Here is a 14,668-nt window from a genome sequence, read left to right on the forward strand (position 1 = left end):
AATATGCAGGTAGGTCGACCAAATATACTCTGGCTCATATTCCTGTGTGCAAGTGTGGCATTGAATCATAACCACGCCCAGGAAACGACGACAGTTTCATTTGCCATACCCTCCAAAGGCACAGGTATGGATGCTTTGATTTTCCATCAAGACATCGATGGTGTCAAAATATTCGGTAGTGATTCCACAAACTCCTGGCAATTATATCAAAAAATTGGTGGAGAATGGACGCCCCGGCTTTCCCAAATCAAACTTGGCAGTCCCAATCAACTTTACGGCCAGTACCAAGATACCGACCAAACCGGAGCGGCTATTGAGTTCCAATGGCGACGGGAAAAACCAACCCCAACAGACAGGATCCGAATCGTAGACGATGGAAAATCCTTCCATTTTAAATTCAGGGATTCGCTTTTGATGAGTTACCGATACCAATCCATGCCGGTCCCCGAAGGGGTATCACAAGTGTATAGTCGAAGTGGTTTTGTACATCCCTTGCGTACACTGAGCGGGAATCTGCTATCGCGCATCCAACCATCGGATCATTATCATCACTACGGGCTCTGGCATCCCTGGACTCACACAGAATACGATGGCGAAGAAATCGACTTTTGGAACCTGGCCAAAAAACAGGGTACCGTGCGATTTAATGATGTCGTCAGCTGGACGGAAGGTCCTTTATTTTCAGAACTCACGGTGATCCACGATCACATTGTTCATCCGGGTCGCGGGGAACAGACGGTATTGAAAGAATTACTGACCTACCGGATCTATACTCCGTCCCCCAGTCAGAATCATTACATTCTGGATGTCATCTATCATATGAATCCCGCTACCCACCAACCACTCACGATCAAAGAATACCGATACGAAGGCTTTTCACTTCGGGGTCCGGTCCACTGGTCGGATGACAACGTCAACCTGCTTACATCCCAGGGCAAAAATAAATCCAACGGAAATGCCACCCGGGCAGAATGGATAAAAGTCACAGGTCCCGGCGATCAATCCGGAACGAGCACCGTGGTTTTTATGACCCATCCTGCAAATTACAACTTCCCCGAACTCATCCGCATCTGGCCCACCGGTGCCAATGGCGGAAAAGAAAACGTATTCATAAATTTCAATCCCACGCAGGACCGCGATTGGGTGATGAAACCCGGACAAACTTACACGCTTCAGTATAGGGTAATCGCTGGTGACCGGGACTTTAGTGCGGATACACTGGATAAAATGTGGAGCCTCTATACCGGCAGACCTGGGAACGAGTAGAATAATAAATAAAAGTCTTAACAGCAGAAAGGTGTAACGCGGCTCCCTTTCTCACACCCCCCGCTGCAGCCTCCTTCCCCCAGTATCTTGCCATCCGGATGCAATTTATCGTTCTACCTTAAAACCACTATAATTTTTACCATTTTGAATCTCCTCCCATTTCACTTCCTCGACTACGGCTCTTTCCGGCCCTTTATGCAGCCATTTCAGAAATGGACGAAAAGCCTGTTCATCACCCTGAGCTATTATTCGTACCGATCCATCCTGATGATTCCACACCCGGCCGGTTAATCCCAGCTGTCGGGCTTTATCTTGAGTACTGGCTCGAAAAAAAACACCCTGCACCTGACCTGTCACCTTTAATTCAATTGTCTTCATAAGAATAAATATAAGGAAGAAAGCTTGTCTTTCCCAAAGATAATGAATCACCAATTATTGGGCACAAAATCCGGTGCATTCACGATACTGGCGCTGTCTCCGGTTGCCCCTATGACCCATAGATGTTGGTTCTCGGCAAAGACATCACTTTCCTCTTCTGCTCTCAGAAAGGCAATAGCTCCATGTATCTTGAATTCTTTATATCGAGGAATCCAGTTTTTGACCTGATCCAGTCGATACAGAAATTTCCGTACGTGCTTCACCCGTAGCGTTGTTTTTACCTCTACGATGACCATCTCGTCATCGTCGATTGCAATGATATCAAATTCATAGTGCTCCCCATTGAATTGACCTTTAAGGCGAGTCGAAGTTTCATTGACGTCGATTCCTCTTTCCCGCAGTATTCGAACCAGATCACCTTCTACAAGCGATTCCATTAACGTACCCCATTGGCTTTCAAAAAGTCTGGAAAGCCGATCTATGCTTTTTTTTAAATCTTCAGAGGCACGTTCCGAATCTCTCTTAGCTTCCAATAGTTGCTCTTCGAGCCGCTGGATTTTCTCTGCATTTATTGTTGGTGAACTCATGTTTGCTGGTTTTATACCTGCTACTGTCCATAATAACTGCATAGAGGATTAATTAGTTCATGCATTGCTCCTTATTCGTTTTAGACCAACAGACATTTTTCCGTCACCAACTTCATTTAGTTCTTCTCGCATTTTTGGGATCCACGGGTTTTCATATCTTTGAACCAGAGGTTCACCCAACCGTATGTGTTTAGTTCCCAAAATGATTTGAGTACCGAGACCGTTTCTTTTTAATGATTTTAACCATTTAATATGATGCTCCGCACCCTCTTACTCCTTGCACTTTTTAGTCTGAATCTGACTTTTTATTCCTGTACCCGCAAGGCGCAACTTCAAAATGAGAAGACGAGCGTTGGCCCCATCATTAAAAATGGTGAAGCACAGATCGTTCCGGCATTTTCAAATCCGGACCAATGGATTCAACAGGATTTATGGGTCGAGACCGAATTTGATACCGATGGCGATGGTCAGCCCGACCGCATGCACGTCAGCGTGACCCGCCCTTACCAGACCGACTCAGCGAATCTCAAACTGCCCGTCATATACATTACGAGCCCCTATTTTGCAGGAACAGCTGTCAATGACAGAGGGTATTTTTGGAATGTTCGACACGAAGTGGGGGCACCACCACCCCAACGGCTCCATCCCCCGGCCATCCCCTACCGGGGTGATCAAATGCGCCCTGTCATCTCAAGATCACACCTGCGGGAATGGGTGCCCCGGGGATACATCGTGGTTCATTCTTCTTCACCAGGCACCGGATTATCCGATGGATCACCGACCGTCGGAGGCAGGAATGAAACATTGGCGCCCAAAGCGGTCATCGACTGGTTGTGTGGTCGTGCCAAAGGATTTAGCTCAAGGGAAGGTCAGGAAGAAGTCAAGGCCTATTGGTCCACAGGAAAAGTGGGCATGACAGGCACTTCCTACAATGGGACCTTACCTATAGCTGCTGCCACGACCGGGGTGGAGGGCCTAGAGGCCATCATCCCCATTGCTCCGAACACGTCGTACTACCACTATTACCGCTCGCATGGACTGGTTCGATCGCCAGGTGGTTATATTGGTGAAGACATTGATGTACTATATGATTTTATTCACAGCGGACTTCCAGCAAAACGAGCCTATGCGGATTCTGTTTACCGGGATACTGAAATGGCAGAAGGCATGGATCGGATCACCGGCGATTACAATGATTTTTGGAAAGGCCGGGACTATCTTCATCAACTGAGCTCGATGAAAGCTGCTCTGTTGATGTCGCATGGATTCAACGACTGGAATGTGATGCCAGAGCACAGCCTACGAATATATGAAGCGGTGAAAACGTTGGGTGTTCCCGCTCAAATATTTTATCACCAAGCGGGTCATGGGGGACCGCCTCCACTGTGGATGATGAACCGGTGGTTTACCCGGTACCTCCACGGTGTAAAAAATGGCGTAGAAGATGATCCCAAAGCCTGGATCGTGCGAGAAGATATGGATCGAACCCAACCAACTGCCTATGAGGATTATCCAAATCCACAGGCTTCATCGGTTAACCTCCGCCTACAGCCAGGTGGTCACCAAAATGGGGCATTATCTTTAAACCCTGCTCCCACTGTTAATACCACCGAAACACTCATAGACAACGTCAATTTGAGCGGTACTCAATTGGCCAGAGTGAGTCAAAGTAAGCACCGTTTGTTATATACTACCACGCCGCTGAAGGAACCCATTCATCTTTCCGGACGTCCCGAAATCACCATCCGTGCTGCTGCCAGCAAACCGGCGGTGAATCTGTCCGTATGGCTGGTTTCATTGCCCTGGGAAGAATCGGAAACGACCTACATCTATGACAATCTCATCACGCGTGGATGGGCCGATCTGCAGAATGCTGAATCCCTTTCATCAAGTGAACCATTGGAACCCGGGAAGTTTTATGAAATAACATTTTCACTTCAACCCGATGATCAAATCATCCCCCCCGGACAGCAAATCGGATTGATGATCTTTTCCAGCGACAAGGAATTCACTTTATGGCCGGAGCCGGGAACCGAATTGAGTGTGGATATTGGTTCCACGACGCTACGATTACCTGTCGTCGGTGGAGAGCACGCGTGGAAAAATGCAACGGGCGAGTAAATTGTTGATGGTGAATGGTGAATTAAGATTCCCGATCTTTGTTTTAGTTCACAGAGTCCTTATTTCTAAACGGGATCGAGGCTATAGAATTGTGATCTGTCGACTCATCCGCCACCTACAACGCTTAAATCAGAAAGTAAAACAGTTCCAAATCACCAGTATACCTACTGATTATAAGGAAATAGGTGAATCTGTCCCGATGAGAGCCAAGTGTAGGGCAAGAGACCGTAGATTAATTCATCAGCAAAAACTCCCCGGTTTTGACATATTCTCTATCCATGCATTCATAGCGAATTTTATATAAAAATCCTCCCGGATTCAATTTCTGCCCGTCAAAAGTACCATCCCATCCCTGGGAGGGATCTTCGGTATGGAAGACAAGTTGGTTCCATTTATTGAAAATATCAAACGAAATAAGCCGCTCAAAAGCACCAGGCAAAGCAATAAAGTACGTATCATTCAACCCATCCCCATTGGGTGTAAAAGCCCGGGGCATCGGAATATTTTCACATTCTATTTCATCGCTGTTGACCACTCGAACCCGTATACTGTCGACAGCCACACAATTGCCATAATTGAAAGAAGCTTTCAGGGTGGTCGATTCTGTTACTGTAATATTTGGACGGGTTCCTGTGGATGGGGAAGCCACGGAGGAAGGTGCCCACTGTATGTCCGCTGCACAAGTTTTGGAGAGCGTCGGTATAAACGAATCGCCCATGGCCACCACGGTATCCTGCGTTGCAAATTTATCCACAGAAAGCAATAGTTTTTGAATTTGAAGACTGGACAACGGCTGATTGTAAATGGCTAATTCATCAATCTGACCACGAAAGGGTCTATCCAGTGCGGACATGCAAGAGCCCATAGCCAGTCGCAACAAGCTGTTGTTGCTGATGTCGGTATTCCGCACGCCATTATCCTGCTGGCCGATCAACTCCCCATTCTCATACAATTCGATCGCCGATCCACGTCGCACCACGGCCAGATGAATCCAGCAAGCATTGCTCTTAAGCTTTACATTCAATTTATTTTCCACACCGGTGGTTCCTTTCAGATCCACGGCAATACTTCCATTTCCATATCGGACCATCAGACCCGTGTCATCCGTACAGCTTTCGATTTTGGACAGTAAAACCGAATTTGTGGTCGAACCGGAGGGTTTAAAATAAAAACTTATCGTAAAGTTGTTCGCTTTAAAATACTCATTGATGTTCCCTTCAAACTCAATGTGATCATCCACCCCATCAAAAAACAAGGATTCTCCGGCCACGCCACATTGACACTGAGCTCCCACCACATTTCCGGTGGAATTATTTCCACTGTCATCCTGACCATCGCACTGGTCAAAAGAATACTTGGCTTTCAACGCCTGCTCCACATCGACCTGTGCCACTAAGGAGGTCGATACGCTTATTAAAAGAAAAATAATTATACTAATTCTGCTCATATCTCTATCACCTGTTAACTAAAATCCAGTCCCCCCATCGTCCGACTCAAAGTTTCTGTATAGCCTGTTGTATTCTTCCGATGCATCAGACCTTAATGATGAATAAATTAATGGCTAAAGCCAAATTTTTGCTCCCCTCTAATCTCCGGTCTAAAGACACGGGGCAAAAAACTCCCAGCATTACAGGATCTTGAACCCTATACACCTACTCCTAAAACCAACGTTTATCTACCGCTACGAATTAGGGAGGCGCGCTAACACTTATCCTGGGCAAGCCAGAGCCAAAATGTCTAATACAACGAAATTGACGTAAAGAAGAAGCCCACGTATCGGCGAATTCATTCGCCGTCTTTCACCGGTTAAAACCAGCTTACCCCGCATGGATTTTGGGGGCCGCTACAGGGGTTCACTGTTTTTTAGTCAATTTCTCGCCAAAATTTGGCAGATGTTCACTGTGAAGACACTTAAAAGCAAAGTTTACCCCCCGTCACAAAGTAGGGAGGCGCCCGAACACCTTACACCTTACACCTTTCACCTAACCCCTTTCTCCTTTCACCTTTCACCTTTCACCTTACAGCCTTCTTTCCTACTTCCCAAAAAGTCCGCCCAGGCCAGGAGGCATAATATCATTGATTAATTTTTGGGACTCCGTTTGTTCTGCTTCCGTGGCCATCAGAATCAGATCATTCACGGCGGTGACTAGGAGATCCTGAAGCTGATCAACTTCCGAAAGATCAATTTTTGAATCATCAATAATGATATCGAGAATTTCTCTTTTGGCATTCCCTTTGACCACTACTGCACCGTCCAACACAGAGCTCTCCAGTTCAATAGCCTCCAATTTTTTCTGAAGCGCCTCTTGCTGTTCTTCGATGTTCCCAAATAAATTTCCTAACATGGTTGTATTTTTAGATTAATTAAACTCCAGAAGCAAGCCGGATATTATAAAATAGAAGTGGACATTTTATATAGAAAGAAGACGTAAAATAAAAGCAGCATCAACCCTTCATACCGGTTGATCCGTCCACTGAACGTAATGACTACAAATAGCAGTGTGACTGCGATCATAAAAGGTACTGCAAACTGAAAGGAGGACGCTGGTATCACCAGATCTCCTATAAATGCAGGAATGGCCATTACCGCATAGGTATTGAACATATTGGATCCCAACACATTCCCGATCGCCATACCGGCTTTTCCCTTCCGTGCAGCCGTCACACTCACGACCACCTCGGGCAGAGAAGTTCCCAGCGCCAGCAAAGTAAACGCCAATACCCCGGATCCGATGCCGAGATTTCCGGACAACCCTTTCAATCCAAATACCGTATACTGACTCCCCAGGTACACCAATGCACCACCAGCCACAAGTAACAAATAAGTTTTGTAGGTGGCTTTGGGGCGTTCTTCGGTTTCTTCAAATTTATTAGACCGCACCGAATTCAGAATAAAGCCAATGAGTGCCGCCAGAAAAATAAAGGCATCAAACATGGAAAAATGCAAATCTTCCAGTGCAAAGTATAAAAAGAGCGCCGAAGCGACCAGCAACGGCATATCCACGTCCATAATATCGTATTCCAACGGTACGACATTGCCCAACATAGCGACAATCCCGAGGACGAGCAATATATTGGTGATGTTGGAACCGACCACGTTCCCCAGGACAATTTCTGATTCATTCGAATAGACCGCAGCAATGGATGAAGCCAGTTCGGGGAGGGATGTTCCAATGGCCACTACGGTAACTCCTATAATAAAAGAGTTGATTCCGAAAGCCAATCCCAATTTTTCCGCCGCATCAACAAACCAGTCCGAGCCCTTGACCAGCACCACCAGCGAAACTATAAAAATGACCAGATTAACGCCAAGAGTATATTCCATATAAAACTTTTGTTAAAGATATTGGTAACTTTGTCCGCGAGCAAAGATATATCTCTTTTTTTCCATCTTATTGAGTAATTTTGTGAATTGAAAAAATTCATCGTTCAGATATGCCTTTAGACCAGATTGATGTGGATAATATAGACCTTCCCTCCGAGGAAGGTACAACGCAGGAAATGTCCTTTTTGGATCATTTGGAAGAATTGAGATGGCATCTGATTCGCGCCATTTTGAGTATCCTGGCCATAGCTATTGTGGTGTTTGTTATGAAAAATTTTGTTTTCGAAAACATCATTTTTGCGCCCAAAGAACCAGATTTTGCCACCTATCGATTTTTTTGCTGGATCAGTGATGCCTTGTGTTTTTCTCCACCAGACTTTAAGGTCCAGGCTTTTAAGATCGAAGAGCAGTTTGTCACGCACATCAAAGTATCGATTATTTTAGGGTTTATCGTATCATTCCCCTATGTGTTCTATGAAATGTGGAAATTTGTAAAACCGGGTCTATATAAAAAGGAGGTCGTAGCTGCCCGAGGCATTGTCGGGGTATGTTCGACGCTGTTTCTGATTGGTGTGGCATTCGGCTATTTTATTATCACCCCATTTGCTTTGACTTTTTTGACCAATTACAATCTGGCTGACACGGTGGCACAACCCACACTAACATCTTATGTAAACAACCTGACCATGTACACGCTCCCGACCGGGCTGATTTTCGAGCTTCCTGTCGTCATGTTTATGTTGGCAAAGATCGGCTTGGTGACTGCGAAAGACCTTAAAACGTACCGAAAAGTAGCTTTTGTCGTCATATTGGTCGTCTCTGCTATCATAACCCCGCCTGATCTAATGACTCAGCTGATGATCACAATACCGCTATACGCATTATACGAACTAAGCATAAAAGTCGTTTCCCGGGTTGAAAAAAACATGGACGATGACCTCTCCTAAGCGCATCAGTACTTCCATGACCTTGTTCTTTCGGTTATTCGTACCAATATTTTGGATCGTCTTTTTTGGAGCTTTTACAATTGGGTTGTTATTTGCATCCCAATTACCGCCCATGCTGGATCACTACTTTTTCAAAATCGGGATCGTAGTCTTCTACGTAGGGGGGTTGCTATTCCTCTATTTTACGTTTTTAAGATTAAAACGGGTCGAGATTGACCGCGACTTTGTCTATGTAACCAATTACATAAAAACCTACCGGTATCCGTTTCATAACATTGCATCCGTTCGTGATGTCAATCTATTTTTATTTCATCTGTGTACCATTCGCTTTAAAGAAAAAGGCAGCTTTGGCAAAAAGATTTACTTTCTGGAAAGCAGGATAAAATTTAACGCCATTCTTGATGAGATCGTGGATCTGAAGATCATCTATGAGAACAGTAAATTGAGGGATTAGATAGTTGAACTTGATTCAATAGAACTCGGTGCGATTATAACAATATTAGCAGATGGTTATGCCGATTTTTTCAAATTTGAAGAGGATGCATCGAAGATAAAAAGGGCGTCGATCCCTTGGGTCAAGAAAAATTATTCATCATAGACCCGCTGTGTAAGCACTGCTTTCTACGCAGCCACTTTGGAAGTAAATAATTCCTCGAGCACTTAATTAACTATCCAGTGCCGGTTTAATTTCTGAAAAACTTTTTTGTTTCCTTATCCCTTCGACAACTTCGGGTCACCGCAGTCCTCGCCGGCTTCCCGGCCGCACATGGAGCAGCTGCCAAAATTATCTTCTAACATCGGATTATTGCTGGCGCAGGTGCCTCTAAATTCTTCGCCTTTGATAATGTGCCGGATATTGATCAAAGCAAATGAGAGTCCGAAGACCGTAAATACGATCAGCAGCATTGTGATAAATTCGTTCATGGTTTCCTCCATTTAATTACACCAATCCAACAATCATCTGCTTAGAATGGTTTTCAGTTCGGGCACAAAGATACAATGTTCTGTCCAAAATCGCAATAAAATACTTTTCCTACCTTTGATAAAGTACTAAAAACGACAGCATGAACCGAGCACAAAAAATGGAAGCTTTCGGAAAATTACTCGATGTCATGGACGACCTGCGGGAAAAATGCCCATGGGATCGCAAACAAACTTTTCTAAGCTTGCGTAACTTGACGATCGAAGAAACTTATGAGCTCACGGATGCCATATTACAAGAAGACATGCAGGCCACCAGGGAGGAATTAGGCGACTTGATTTTGCATATTGTCTTTTATGCCCGCATGGCTGAGGAGCAAAATCATTTTGACATCGGCGACGTATTGGAGACCATTGTACAAAAACTCATTCATCGGCACCCCCATATTTATGGCGATGTTAAAGTAAATGATGAAGAAGAAGTCAAGCAAAATTGGGAACAACTAAAACTACGAGAAGGGAAGAAATCCTTGCTGGAAGGGGTGCCCATCGGATTACCGGCTTTGATCAAAGCGCTTCGATTACAGGAAAAAACCGCCCAGGTGGGCTTTCAATGGTCTGATGTGTCCGATGTCTGGGGAAAGGTGGAGGAAGAATTGGACGAATTCAAAGAAACCTTGCTACAGGAAGCTTCAGGTTCCCCGGAACGAGAAGAAGAGTTTGGTGATCTCTTATTTAGTCTGGTCAACCTCAGCCGATACCTAAAGATTGATCCTGAAACGGCACTGGAACGAACCAACCGGAAGTTCAAAAGTCGATTCGAATACATCGAAAAACATGCCCCGGATGACCTTCATAAGTTGACATTGGATGAAATGGATGAGCTCTGGAACGAGGCCAAAAAAGTAGAACCCCGGGAAAGATAGGCACGCCATCAAAATAAATAAACTCAATCCAGATTAAATCCTAATAATTTTTTACCTTTGCGCCCGCGCTATACGTGTATTACATAATCACTAAATGGTAAAAATTTATTATGGCAGTTTATTTAGCAAAAGAGAAAAAACAGGAAATTTTCAAGCAATACGGCGGAAATGAAAACAATACAGGCTCGACAGAGGGTCAGATTGCGTTGTTCACTGCACGTATTAAGGGGTTGTCAGAACATCTGGAAACCAACAAAAAAGATCATTCTTCCAGAAAAGCATTGCTTTCCATCGTAGGTAAGCGTAAAAAGCTTCTTTCTTATTTGGCAAAAAAGGATATCGAAGGATACCGGAAACTCATTGAGCAGCTGGGAATACGGAAATAAACTCCGAAAAGCCAGGTCTGATGTATACAATGGCTCCATCCAACGTTATAAGTTTGCGTTTTGGGTGTGAATCAAGGATTCCCTAATTGATGTGTTGGAAGAATTCCAGCGCAACCAATGAATCATTCATCCCTGCCAATTATTAATTCAAAAACTCAAATCAATTTATGGGACATTTAAATCCTATCCAACACACCTTCCAGCTCCCTGACGGAAGAGAAGTCCAGCTCGAGACGGGCCGGCTTGCCCGACAGGCAGATGGATCTGCGCTACTGCGTATGGGCAACACAATGATATTGTGTACCGTAGTATCCGCAAAAAAGGCAAAAGAAGACATGCCCTTTTTTCCGCTTTTTGTCGATTATCAAGAAAAATTTGCAGCAGCAGGACGAATCCCCGGAAACTTTTTCCGGCGTGAAGCCCGGCTCAACGAGTATGAAATATTAACCTCCCGACTGGTCGATCGGGCTATTCGACCTCTTTTTCCGGACCACTATATGAATGAGACACAGGTGATGATCAGCCTGATATCAGCAGATGAGGACGTGCAGCCGGATGCCCTGGTTGCATTGACGGTCAGTACGGCACTCAGTATTTCCGATATCCCCTGGAACGGACCGATATCAGAAGTTCGGGTTGCTCGGATCAACGGTGAGTTTAAGGTAAACCCCGGTAAAAGCGAAATGGAAAATGCCGATCTGGACATCATCGTGGGCGCTACCATGGAAAATGTCATGATGGTCGAAGGTGAAATGGATGAATGCAGTGAACAAGAGTTGATCGAGGCCATAAAGGTCGGACACGAAGCCATCAAGACTCAGTGTCAGGCACAGCTTGATCTGGTCGCTAAGCTGGACAACAAAGCACCAACCAGAGAAGTTCCTGAACCCGAAGAGAATGAGGAAGTTTTGCAGTTTGTGAAAGATCATGCCGCTGAAAGAATTTCGGAGATCGTTCATGGCCGGTTGGACAAGGACAGTCGAAAAACTCAGTTTTCTGAAACTCTGGATGCGCTTAAAGAAAAATACGAAGAAGAAAACGGCGAAGAGGCGTTGGAAGAAAACGCCAAGTTCATTGAAAATTATTTCAGTGATCTGAGAAAGAAAACCATCCGAACCATGGTTATAAAAGACCGGGTTCGACTCGATGGTCGGCGTACGGATGAGGTGCGACCCATCACATGTGAAGTAGACTTTTTACCTTCCGTTCACGGATCCGCCTTGTTTACCCGGGGAGAAACACAATCCCTGACTTCCCTCACACTGGGGAGCAAACTGGACGAACAAATGATCGATACGGCCATGGAAAATTCCAATCGGAAATTTATCCTACATTATAATTTCCCGGCTTTTTCCGTCGGTGAAATCAAGCCAAATCGTGGACCTGGACGGCGGGAAATAGGACACGCTAACCTGGCATCCAGATCTTTGGAGCGGGTTTTTCCTGAGGAGCAACCTTATACCATTCGGATCGTTTCAGACATATTGGAATCCAACGGATCTTCATCCATGGCGACCGTATGTGCCGGCTCTTTAGCGCTCATGGATGCTGGTATAAACATTAAGTCCCCCGTATCCGGGATCGCAATGGGAATGATCAAAGAAGGCGATGATATTGCTATTCTGACTGATATTCTTGGCGATGAGGACGCCATCGGGGACATGGACTTTAAAGTCACGGGCACAGCCCAGGGTATTACAGCCTGTCAAATGGATATAAAAATTGACGGCTTACCCTATGAACAAATGGAAGAAGCGCTGATTCAGGCTCGAGAAGGCCGGATTCACATCCTCGACAAAATGAGCGAAGCTCTCGCGGGACCGCGGGAGGACCTTAAACCATTTGCTCCACGAATCGAAGAGGTGATCATCGAAAAATCCAAAATCGGTGCAGTCATCGGTTCAGGAGGGAAAGTGATTCAAGAGCTGCAGGAAGAAACCAATACAACCATTTCAATAGAAGAAGTGGATGACAAGGGTATTGTTCAGATTGCCAGTTCCAACAAAGATGATATTGACGAGGCTATTCGTCGGATCAAAATCATCACCTTCGAACCCACAGTTGGAGCCACCTACGAAGCAGAGGTTACAGAAGTACTGCCCTTTGGTGTGGTCGTAGAGTTCAAAGGTCAAAATGGACTATTGCACATCTCCGAATTTTCTTATAGTCATGTCGACAAAGTGGAGGATGTATTTAGCATGGGTGACCAGGTTAAGGTAAAACTCTTGTCGATTGATGAGCGAAGTGGAAAACTGAAACTAAGCCGGAAAGCGACCATGGAAAAGCCGGAAGGCTATGTGGAGGAACGCAACGACCGAAGAGGTGGACGCGATAACCGGGGAGGACGGAACCGCGGTCGTGATAACCGGGGGCGAAATAACGATCGAAGAAATCGGAATTAACCGAAATGATACTTCTTATATCGAGAAGTGTCCGCTTAGATCACCACGCTTATAAATGATCTAAAGATATCAGCCTCGCAAATTAATTTTTGCGGGGCTTTTTTTTGGTATATTTGATACACAAATCACAGTCTATGTTTTTATTTTTTCTTTTGGGTTTGTTGATCACCGTCTATATATTCAATAAGATTTACTTTGGTCGGACCACAAAGGACGCCATTGAAAAGGAAGTAGTGAAAACACGAAAGCTCTTTGCAAAGCAACTACAGGATCTCATTTCTTGGAACCGGAATGAAATGGAACTCTTGTCCTACTTTGTTTCCGAAAAATCAGAACGAAAAGGCTTTGGCTATTCTTTCCGCGGTGTGTTCACTTCCGTATATCAGGAAAACATGATGGTTTTCCAGCGAAAAATTCCTTTTGGCAAAGCCAAAAATGGTTTTACCATCGTGATCACGAAGCAACACGAAATACTCTATGACGGAAAAGATCAAGTGTATGTGAATGGCGAATTTCTTGGAAAAATCGACAAGAAAGGACGTTTTTCCAACTCAAAAATAAGACGGGTCTTTGGATCTGTAGCTGAAGAACGATATTCCAAATATGAGATTCTGAATGAGGAAAAAAATGTCCTTGGGAGTATTAAAATCCCAGAAGATTGGGACTTGCCGTTTCCCCGGGCCCTGGAGGTTTACGAAGACATGGATACTCATAATCTCATTACGTTTAAGGTACTGGCATGTCGGAAGATGATCGACATTTATCTGACCCACCACCAGCAAAAGTAAACTCCGAAAGTAAGCTGCTGTTTCCTTTAAATTATTTTTGCTATATTTGTTAATTGACTAAGAATCCATCTTTTCCTGAATGCTTCTTAACTATGTTCACTTCAATTTATTTCCATGAGTGTTAAACATCTAGCCAAAGTTATTATATACCGGATGGCGGAAAAAGGACTAGAAATACTCCTTATCAAAGATGAAGGAGATCCCAACGGTAATAAGTGGTCACTGCCCAATGGTTTCGTCGAGCCGGATACCATCAAAGAAGAATATATTCCGCTGGATGAAATGGAAGCACCACACGATACCGATCCGAACGCGGCCGCTCATCGAACATTCGCTTTTGAAAAAGACGAACATGATCTGCCTTCCTTTCGGAGTCTACTCCTCAATGATGTGAAATATGTGAAAAAAAGATTGAAAGATTATCTGATTGATTACGATGAAGCCACCTATGTGTCCATCAAAGAAGCTGTAAAGAAAGTGCTTCCGGACGAATATGAGAAATTAAAAGAGCTTAAGGATATTCTATCGGATCGAAACTCAGTCAAAAACATCTAAACCTTGCGGTTCAGCACGATGTTTGCATCTTTTATATCGTGGAGGTGCCCAATCCGATCTTTGGAA

Annotated in this window: 15 protein-coding genes; 9 read left to right on the forward strand and 6 right to left on the reverse strand. The window is 44.6% G+C overall.

Features of this window, described 5'->3' with window-relative positions; translation table 11 throughout:
* Positions 1 to 3 precede the first annotated feature (3 nt).
* Entirely contained in the window at positions 4 to 1,266 is a 1,263-nt protein-coding gene (locus KUV50_RS06390) for a PmoA family protein (RefSeq protein ID WP_222579271.1), read from the forward strand.
* Between the two features lie 105 nt (positions 1,267 to 1,371).
* On the opposite strand, the gene KUV50_RS06395 is transcribed toward KUV50_RS06390, so the two are convergent.
* The gene (locus KUV50_RS06395) at positions 1,372 to 1,644 is read right to left on the reverse strand and encodes an acylphosphatase (protein ID WP_222579272.1); all 273 of its coding nucleotides are present in this window, start codon (positions 1,642 to 1,644) and stop codon (positions 1,372 to 1,374) included.
* A 47-nt stretch (positions 1,645 to 1,691) separates the two neighbouring features.
* Positions 1,692 to 2,231, reverse strand: a complete 540-nt coding sequence (locus KUV50_RS06400) for a hypothetical protein (protein WP_222579273.1) — start codon at positions 2,229 to 2,231, stop codon at positions 1,692 to 1,694.
* A gap of 255 nt (positions 2,232 to 2,486) precedes the next feature.
* On the opposite strand from KUV50_RS06400, the gene KUV50_RS06405 reads away from it, so the two are divergent.
* Positions 2,487 to 4,352: a Xaa-Pro dipeptidyl-peptidase gene (locus KUV50_RS06405; protein ID WP_222579477.1), complete on the forward strand. Its 1,866-nt coding sequence runs from the start codon at positions 2,487 to 2,489 to the stop codon at positions 4,350 to 4,352.
* A 232-nt stretch (positions 4,353 to 4,584) separates the two neighbouring features.
* Here the strand turns inward: KUV50_RS06405 and KUV50_RS06410 are convergent, their stop codons facing one another.
* The 3 genes from KUV50_RS06410 to KUV50_RS06420 all read right to left on the reverse strand — a co-directional run bounded on the left by KUV50_RS06410 (position 4,585) and on the right by KUV50_RS06420 (position 7,677).
* The gene (locus KUV50_RS06410) at positions 4,585 to 5,799 is read right to left on the reverse strand and encodes a LamG-like jellyroll fold domain-containing protein (RefSeq protein ID WP_222579274.1); all 1,215 of its coding nucleotides are present in this window, start codon (positions 5,797 to 5,799) and stop codon (positions 4,585 to 4,587) included.
* 586 nt (positions 5,800 to 6,385) lie between these two features.
* Positions 6,386 to 6,697: a YbaB/EbfC family nucleoid-associated protein gene (locus KUV50_RS06415; protein WP_222579275.1), complete on the reverse strand. Its 312-nt coding sequence runs from the start codon at positions 6,695 to 6,697 to the stop codon at positions 6,386 to 6,388.
* A 44-nt stretch (positions 6,698 to 6,741) separates the two neighbouring features.
* Positions 6,742 to 7,677 carry a calcium/sodium antiporter gene (locus tag KUV50_RS06420; RefSeq protein ID WP_222579276.1) on the reverse strand — a complete coding sequence of 312 codons (936 nt, stop codon included), beginning with the start codon at positions 7,675 to 7,677 and terminating at the stop codon, positions 6,742 to 6,744.
* Positions 7,678 to 7,787: 110 nt separating this feature from the next.
* Between KUV50_RS06420 and tatC the strand changes: the two genes are divergently transcribed.
* The gene (gene tatC, locus KUV50_RS06425) at positions 7,788 to 8,624 is read left to right on the forward strand and encodes a twin-arginine translocase subunit TatC (protein WP_222579277.1); all 837 of its coding nucleotides are present in this window, start codon (positions 7,788 to 7,790) and stop codon (positions 8,622 to 8,624) included.
* Positions 8,611 to 9,078: a hypothetical protein gene (locus tag KUV50_RS06430; RefSeq protein WP_222579278.1), complete on the forward strand. Its 468-nt coding sequence runs from the start codon at positions 8,611 to 8,613 to the stop codon at positions 9,076 to 9,078. Before tatC ends, KUV50_RS06430 begins: the two co-directional genes overlap by 14 nt.
* Before the next feature lie 257 nt (positions 9,079 to 9,335).
* Here the strand turns inward: KUV50_RS06430 and KUV50_RS06435 are convergent, their stop codons facing one another.
* Positions 9,336 to 9,548: a hypothetical protein gene (locus KUV50_RS06435; protein WP_222579279.1), complete on the reverse strand. Its 213-nt coding sequence runs from the start codon at positions 9,546 to 9,548 to the stop codon at positions 9,336 to 9,338.
* 140 nt (positions 9,549 to 9,688) lie between these two features.
* Between KUV50_RS06435 and mazG the strand changes: the two genes are divergently transcribed.
* From mazG to KUV50_RS06460, 5 genes are all read left to right on the forward strand, one after another.
* A complete protein-coding gene (gene mazG / locus KUV50_RS06440; RefSeq protein ID WP_222579280.1) occupies positions 9,689 to 10,471 on the forward strand; it encodes a nucleoside triphosphate pyrophosphohydrolase in 783 nt (260 codons plus the stop codon).
* A gap of 110 nt (positions 10,472 to 10,581) precedes the next feature.
* Positions 10,582 to 10,857 carry a 30S ribosomal protein S15 gene (gene rpsO / locus KUV50_RS06445; RefSeq protein ID WP_222579281.1) on the forward strand — a complete coding sequence of 92 codons (276 nt, stop codon included), beginning with the start codon at positions 10,582 to 10,584 and terminating at the stop codon, positions 10,855 to 10,857.
* A 167-nt stretch (positions 10,858 to 11,024) separates the two neighbouring features.
* On the forward strand, positions 11,025 to 13,259 hold the full coding sequence (gene pnp, locus KUV50_RS06450; protein WP_222579282.1) for a polyribonucleotide nucleotidyltransferase: 2,235 nt from the start codon (positions 11,025 to 11,027) through the stop codon (positions 13,257 to 13,259).
* A gap of 134 nt (positions 13,260 to 13,393) precedes the next feature.
* Complete coding sequence (locus tag KUV50_RS06455; protein ID WP_222579283.1) at positions 13,394 to 14,047, forward strand: hypothetical protein; 654 nt, start codon at positions 13,394 to 13,396, stop codon at positions 14,045 to 14,047.
* Between the two features lie 114 nt (positions 14,048 to 14,161).
* A complete protein-coding gene (locus KUV50_RS06460) occupies positions 14,162 to 14,602 on the forward strand; it encodes a hypothetical protein (RefSeq protein WP_222579284.1) in 441 nt (146 codons plus the stop codon).
* The last annotated feature ends 66 nt before the right edge of the window (positions 14,603 to 14,668 follow it).

Source organism: Membranihabitans marinus, assembly GCF_019802045.1.
GTDB classification, from domain to species: domain Bacteria; phylum Bacteroidota; class Bacteroidia; order Chitinophagales; family Saprospiraceae; genus Membranihabitans; species Membranihabitans marinus_A.

Excerpts from the sequence above, each read along its gene's own strand:
- KUV50_RS06430 (WP_222579278.1), top strand. The coding sequence starts at position 8,611 with ATGACCTCTCCTAAGCGCATCAGTACTTCCATGACCTTGTTCTTTCGG.
- KUV50_RS06390 (WP_222579271.1), top strand. The coding sequence starts at position 4 with ATGCAGGTAGGTCGACCAAATATACTCTGGCTCATATTCCTGTGTGCA.
- KUV50_RS06455 (WP_222579283.1), top strand. The coding sequence starts at position 13,394 with ATGTTTTTATTTTTTCTTTTGGGTTTGTTGATCACCGTCTATATATTC.
- rpsO (WP_222579281.1), top strand. The coding sequence starts at position 10,582 with ATGGCAGTTTATTTAGCAAAAGAGAAAAAACAGGAAATTTTCAAGCAA.
- KUV50_RS06420 (WP_222579276.1), bottom strand. The coding sequence starts at position 7,677 with ATGGAATATACTCTTGGCGTTAATCTGGTCATTTTTATAGTTTCGCTG.
- KUV50_RS06460 (WP_222579284.1), top strand. The coding sequence starts at position 14,162 with ATGAGTGTTAAACATCTAGCCAAAGTTATTATATACCGGATGGCGGAA.
- pnp (WP_222579282.1), top strand. The coding sequence starts at position 11,025 with ATGGGACATTTAAATCCTATCCAACACACCTTCCAGCTCCCTGACGGA.
- KUV50_RS06415 (WP_222579275.1), bottom strand. The coding sequence starts at position 6,697 with ATGTTAGGAAATTTATTTGGGAACATCGAAGAACAGCAAGAGGCGCTT.
- KUV50_RS06435 (WP_222579279.1), bottom strand. The coding sequence starts at position 9,548 with ATGAACGAATTTATCACAATGCTGCTGATCGTATTTACGGTCTTCGGA.
- tatC (WP_222579277.1), top strand. The coding sequence starts at position 7,788 with ATGCCTTTAGACCAGATTGATGTGGATAATATAGACCTTCCCTCCGAG.
- KUV50_RS06400 (WP_222579273.1), bottom strand. The coding sequence starts at position 2,231 with ATGAGTTCACCAACAATAAATGCAGAGAAAATCCAGCGGCTCGAAGAG.
- KUV50_RS06405 (WP_222579477.1), top strand. The coding sequence starts at position 2,487 with ATGCTCCGCACCCTCTTACTCCTTGCACTTTTTAGTCTGAATCTGACT.
- mazG (WP_222579280.1), top strand. The coding sequence starts at position 9,689 with ATGAACCGAGCACAAAAAATGGAAGCTTTCGGAAAATTACTCGATGTC.
- KUV50_RS06410 (WP_222579274.1), bottom strand. The coding sequence starts at position 5,799 with ATGAGCAGAATTAGTATAATTATTTTTCTTTTAATAAGCGTATCGACC.
- KUV50_RS06395 (WP_222579272.1), bottom strand. The coding sequence starts at position 1,644 with ATGAAGACAATTGAATTAAAGGTGACAGGTCAGGTGCAGGGTGTTTTT.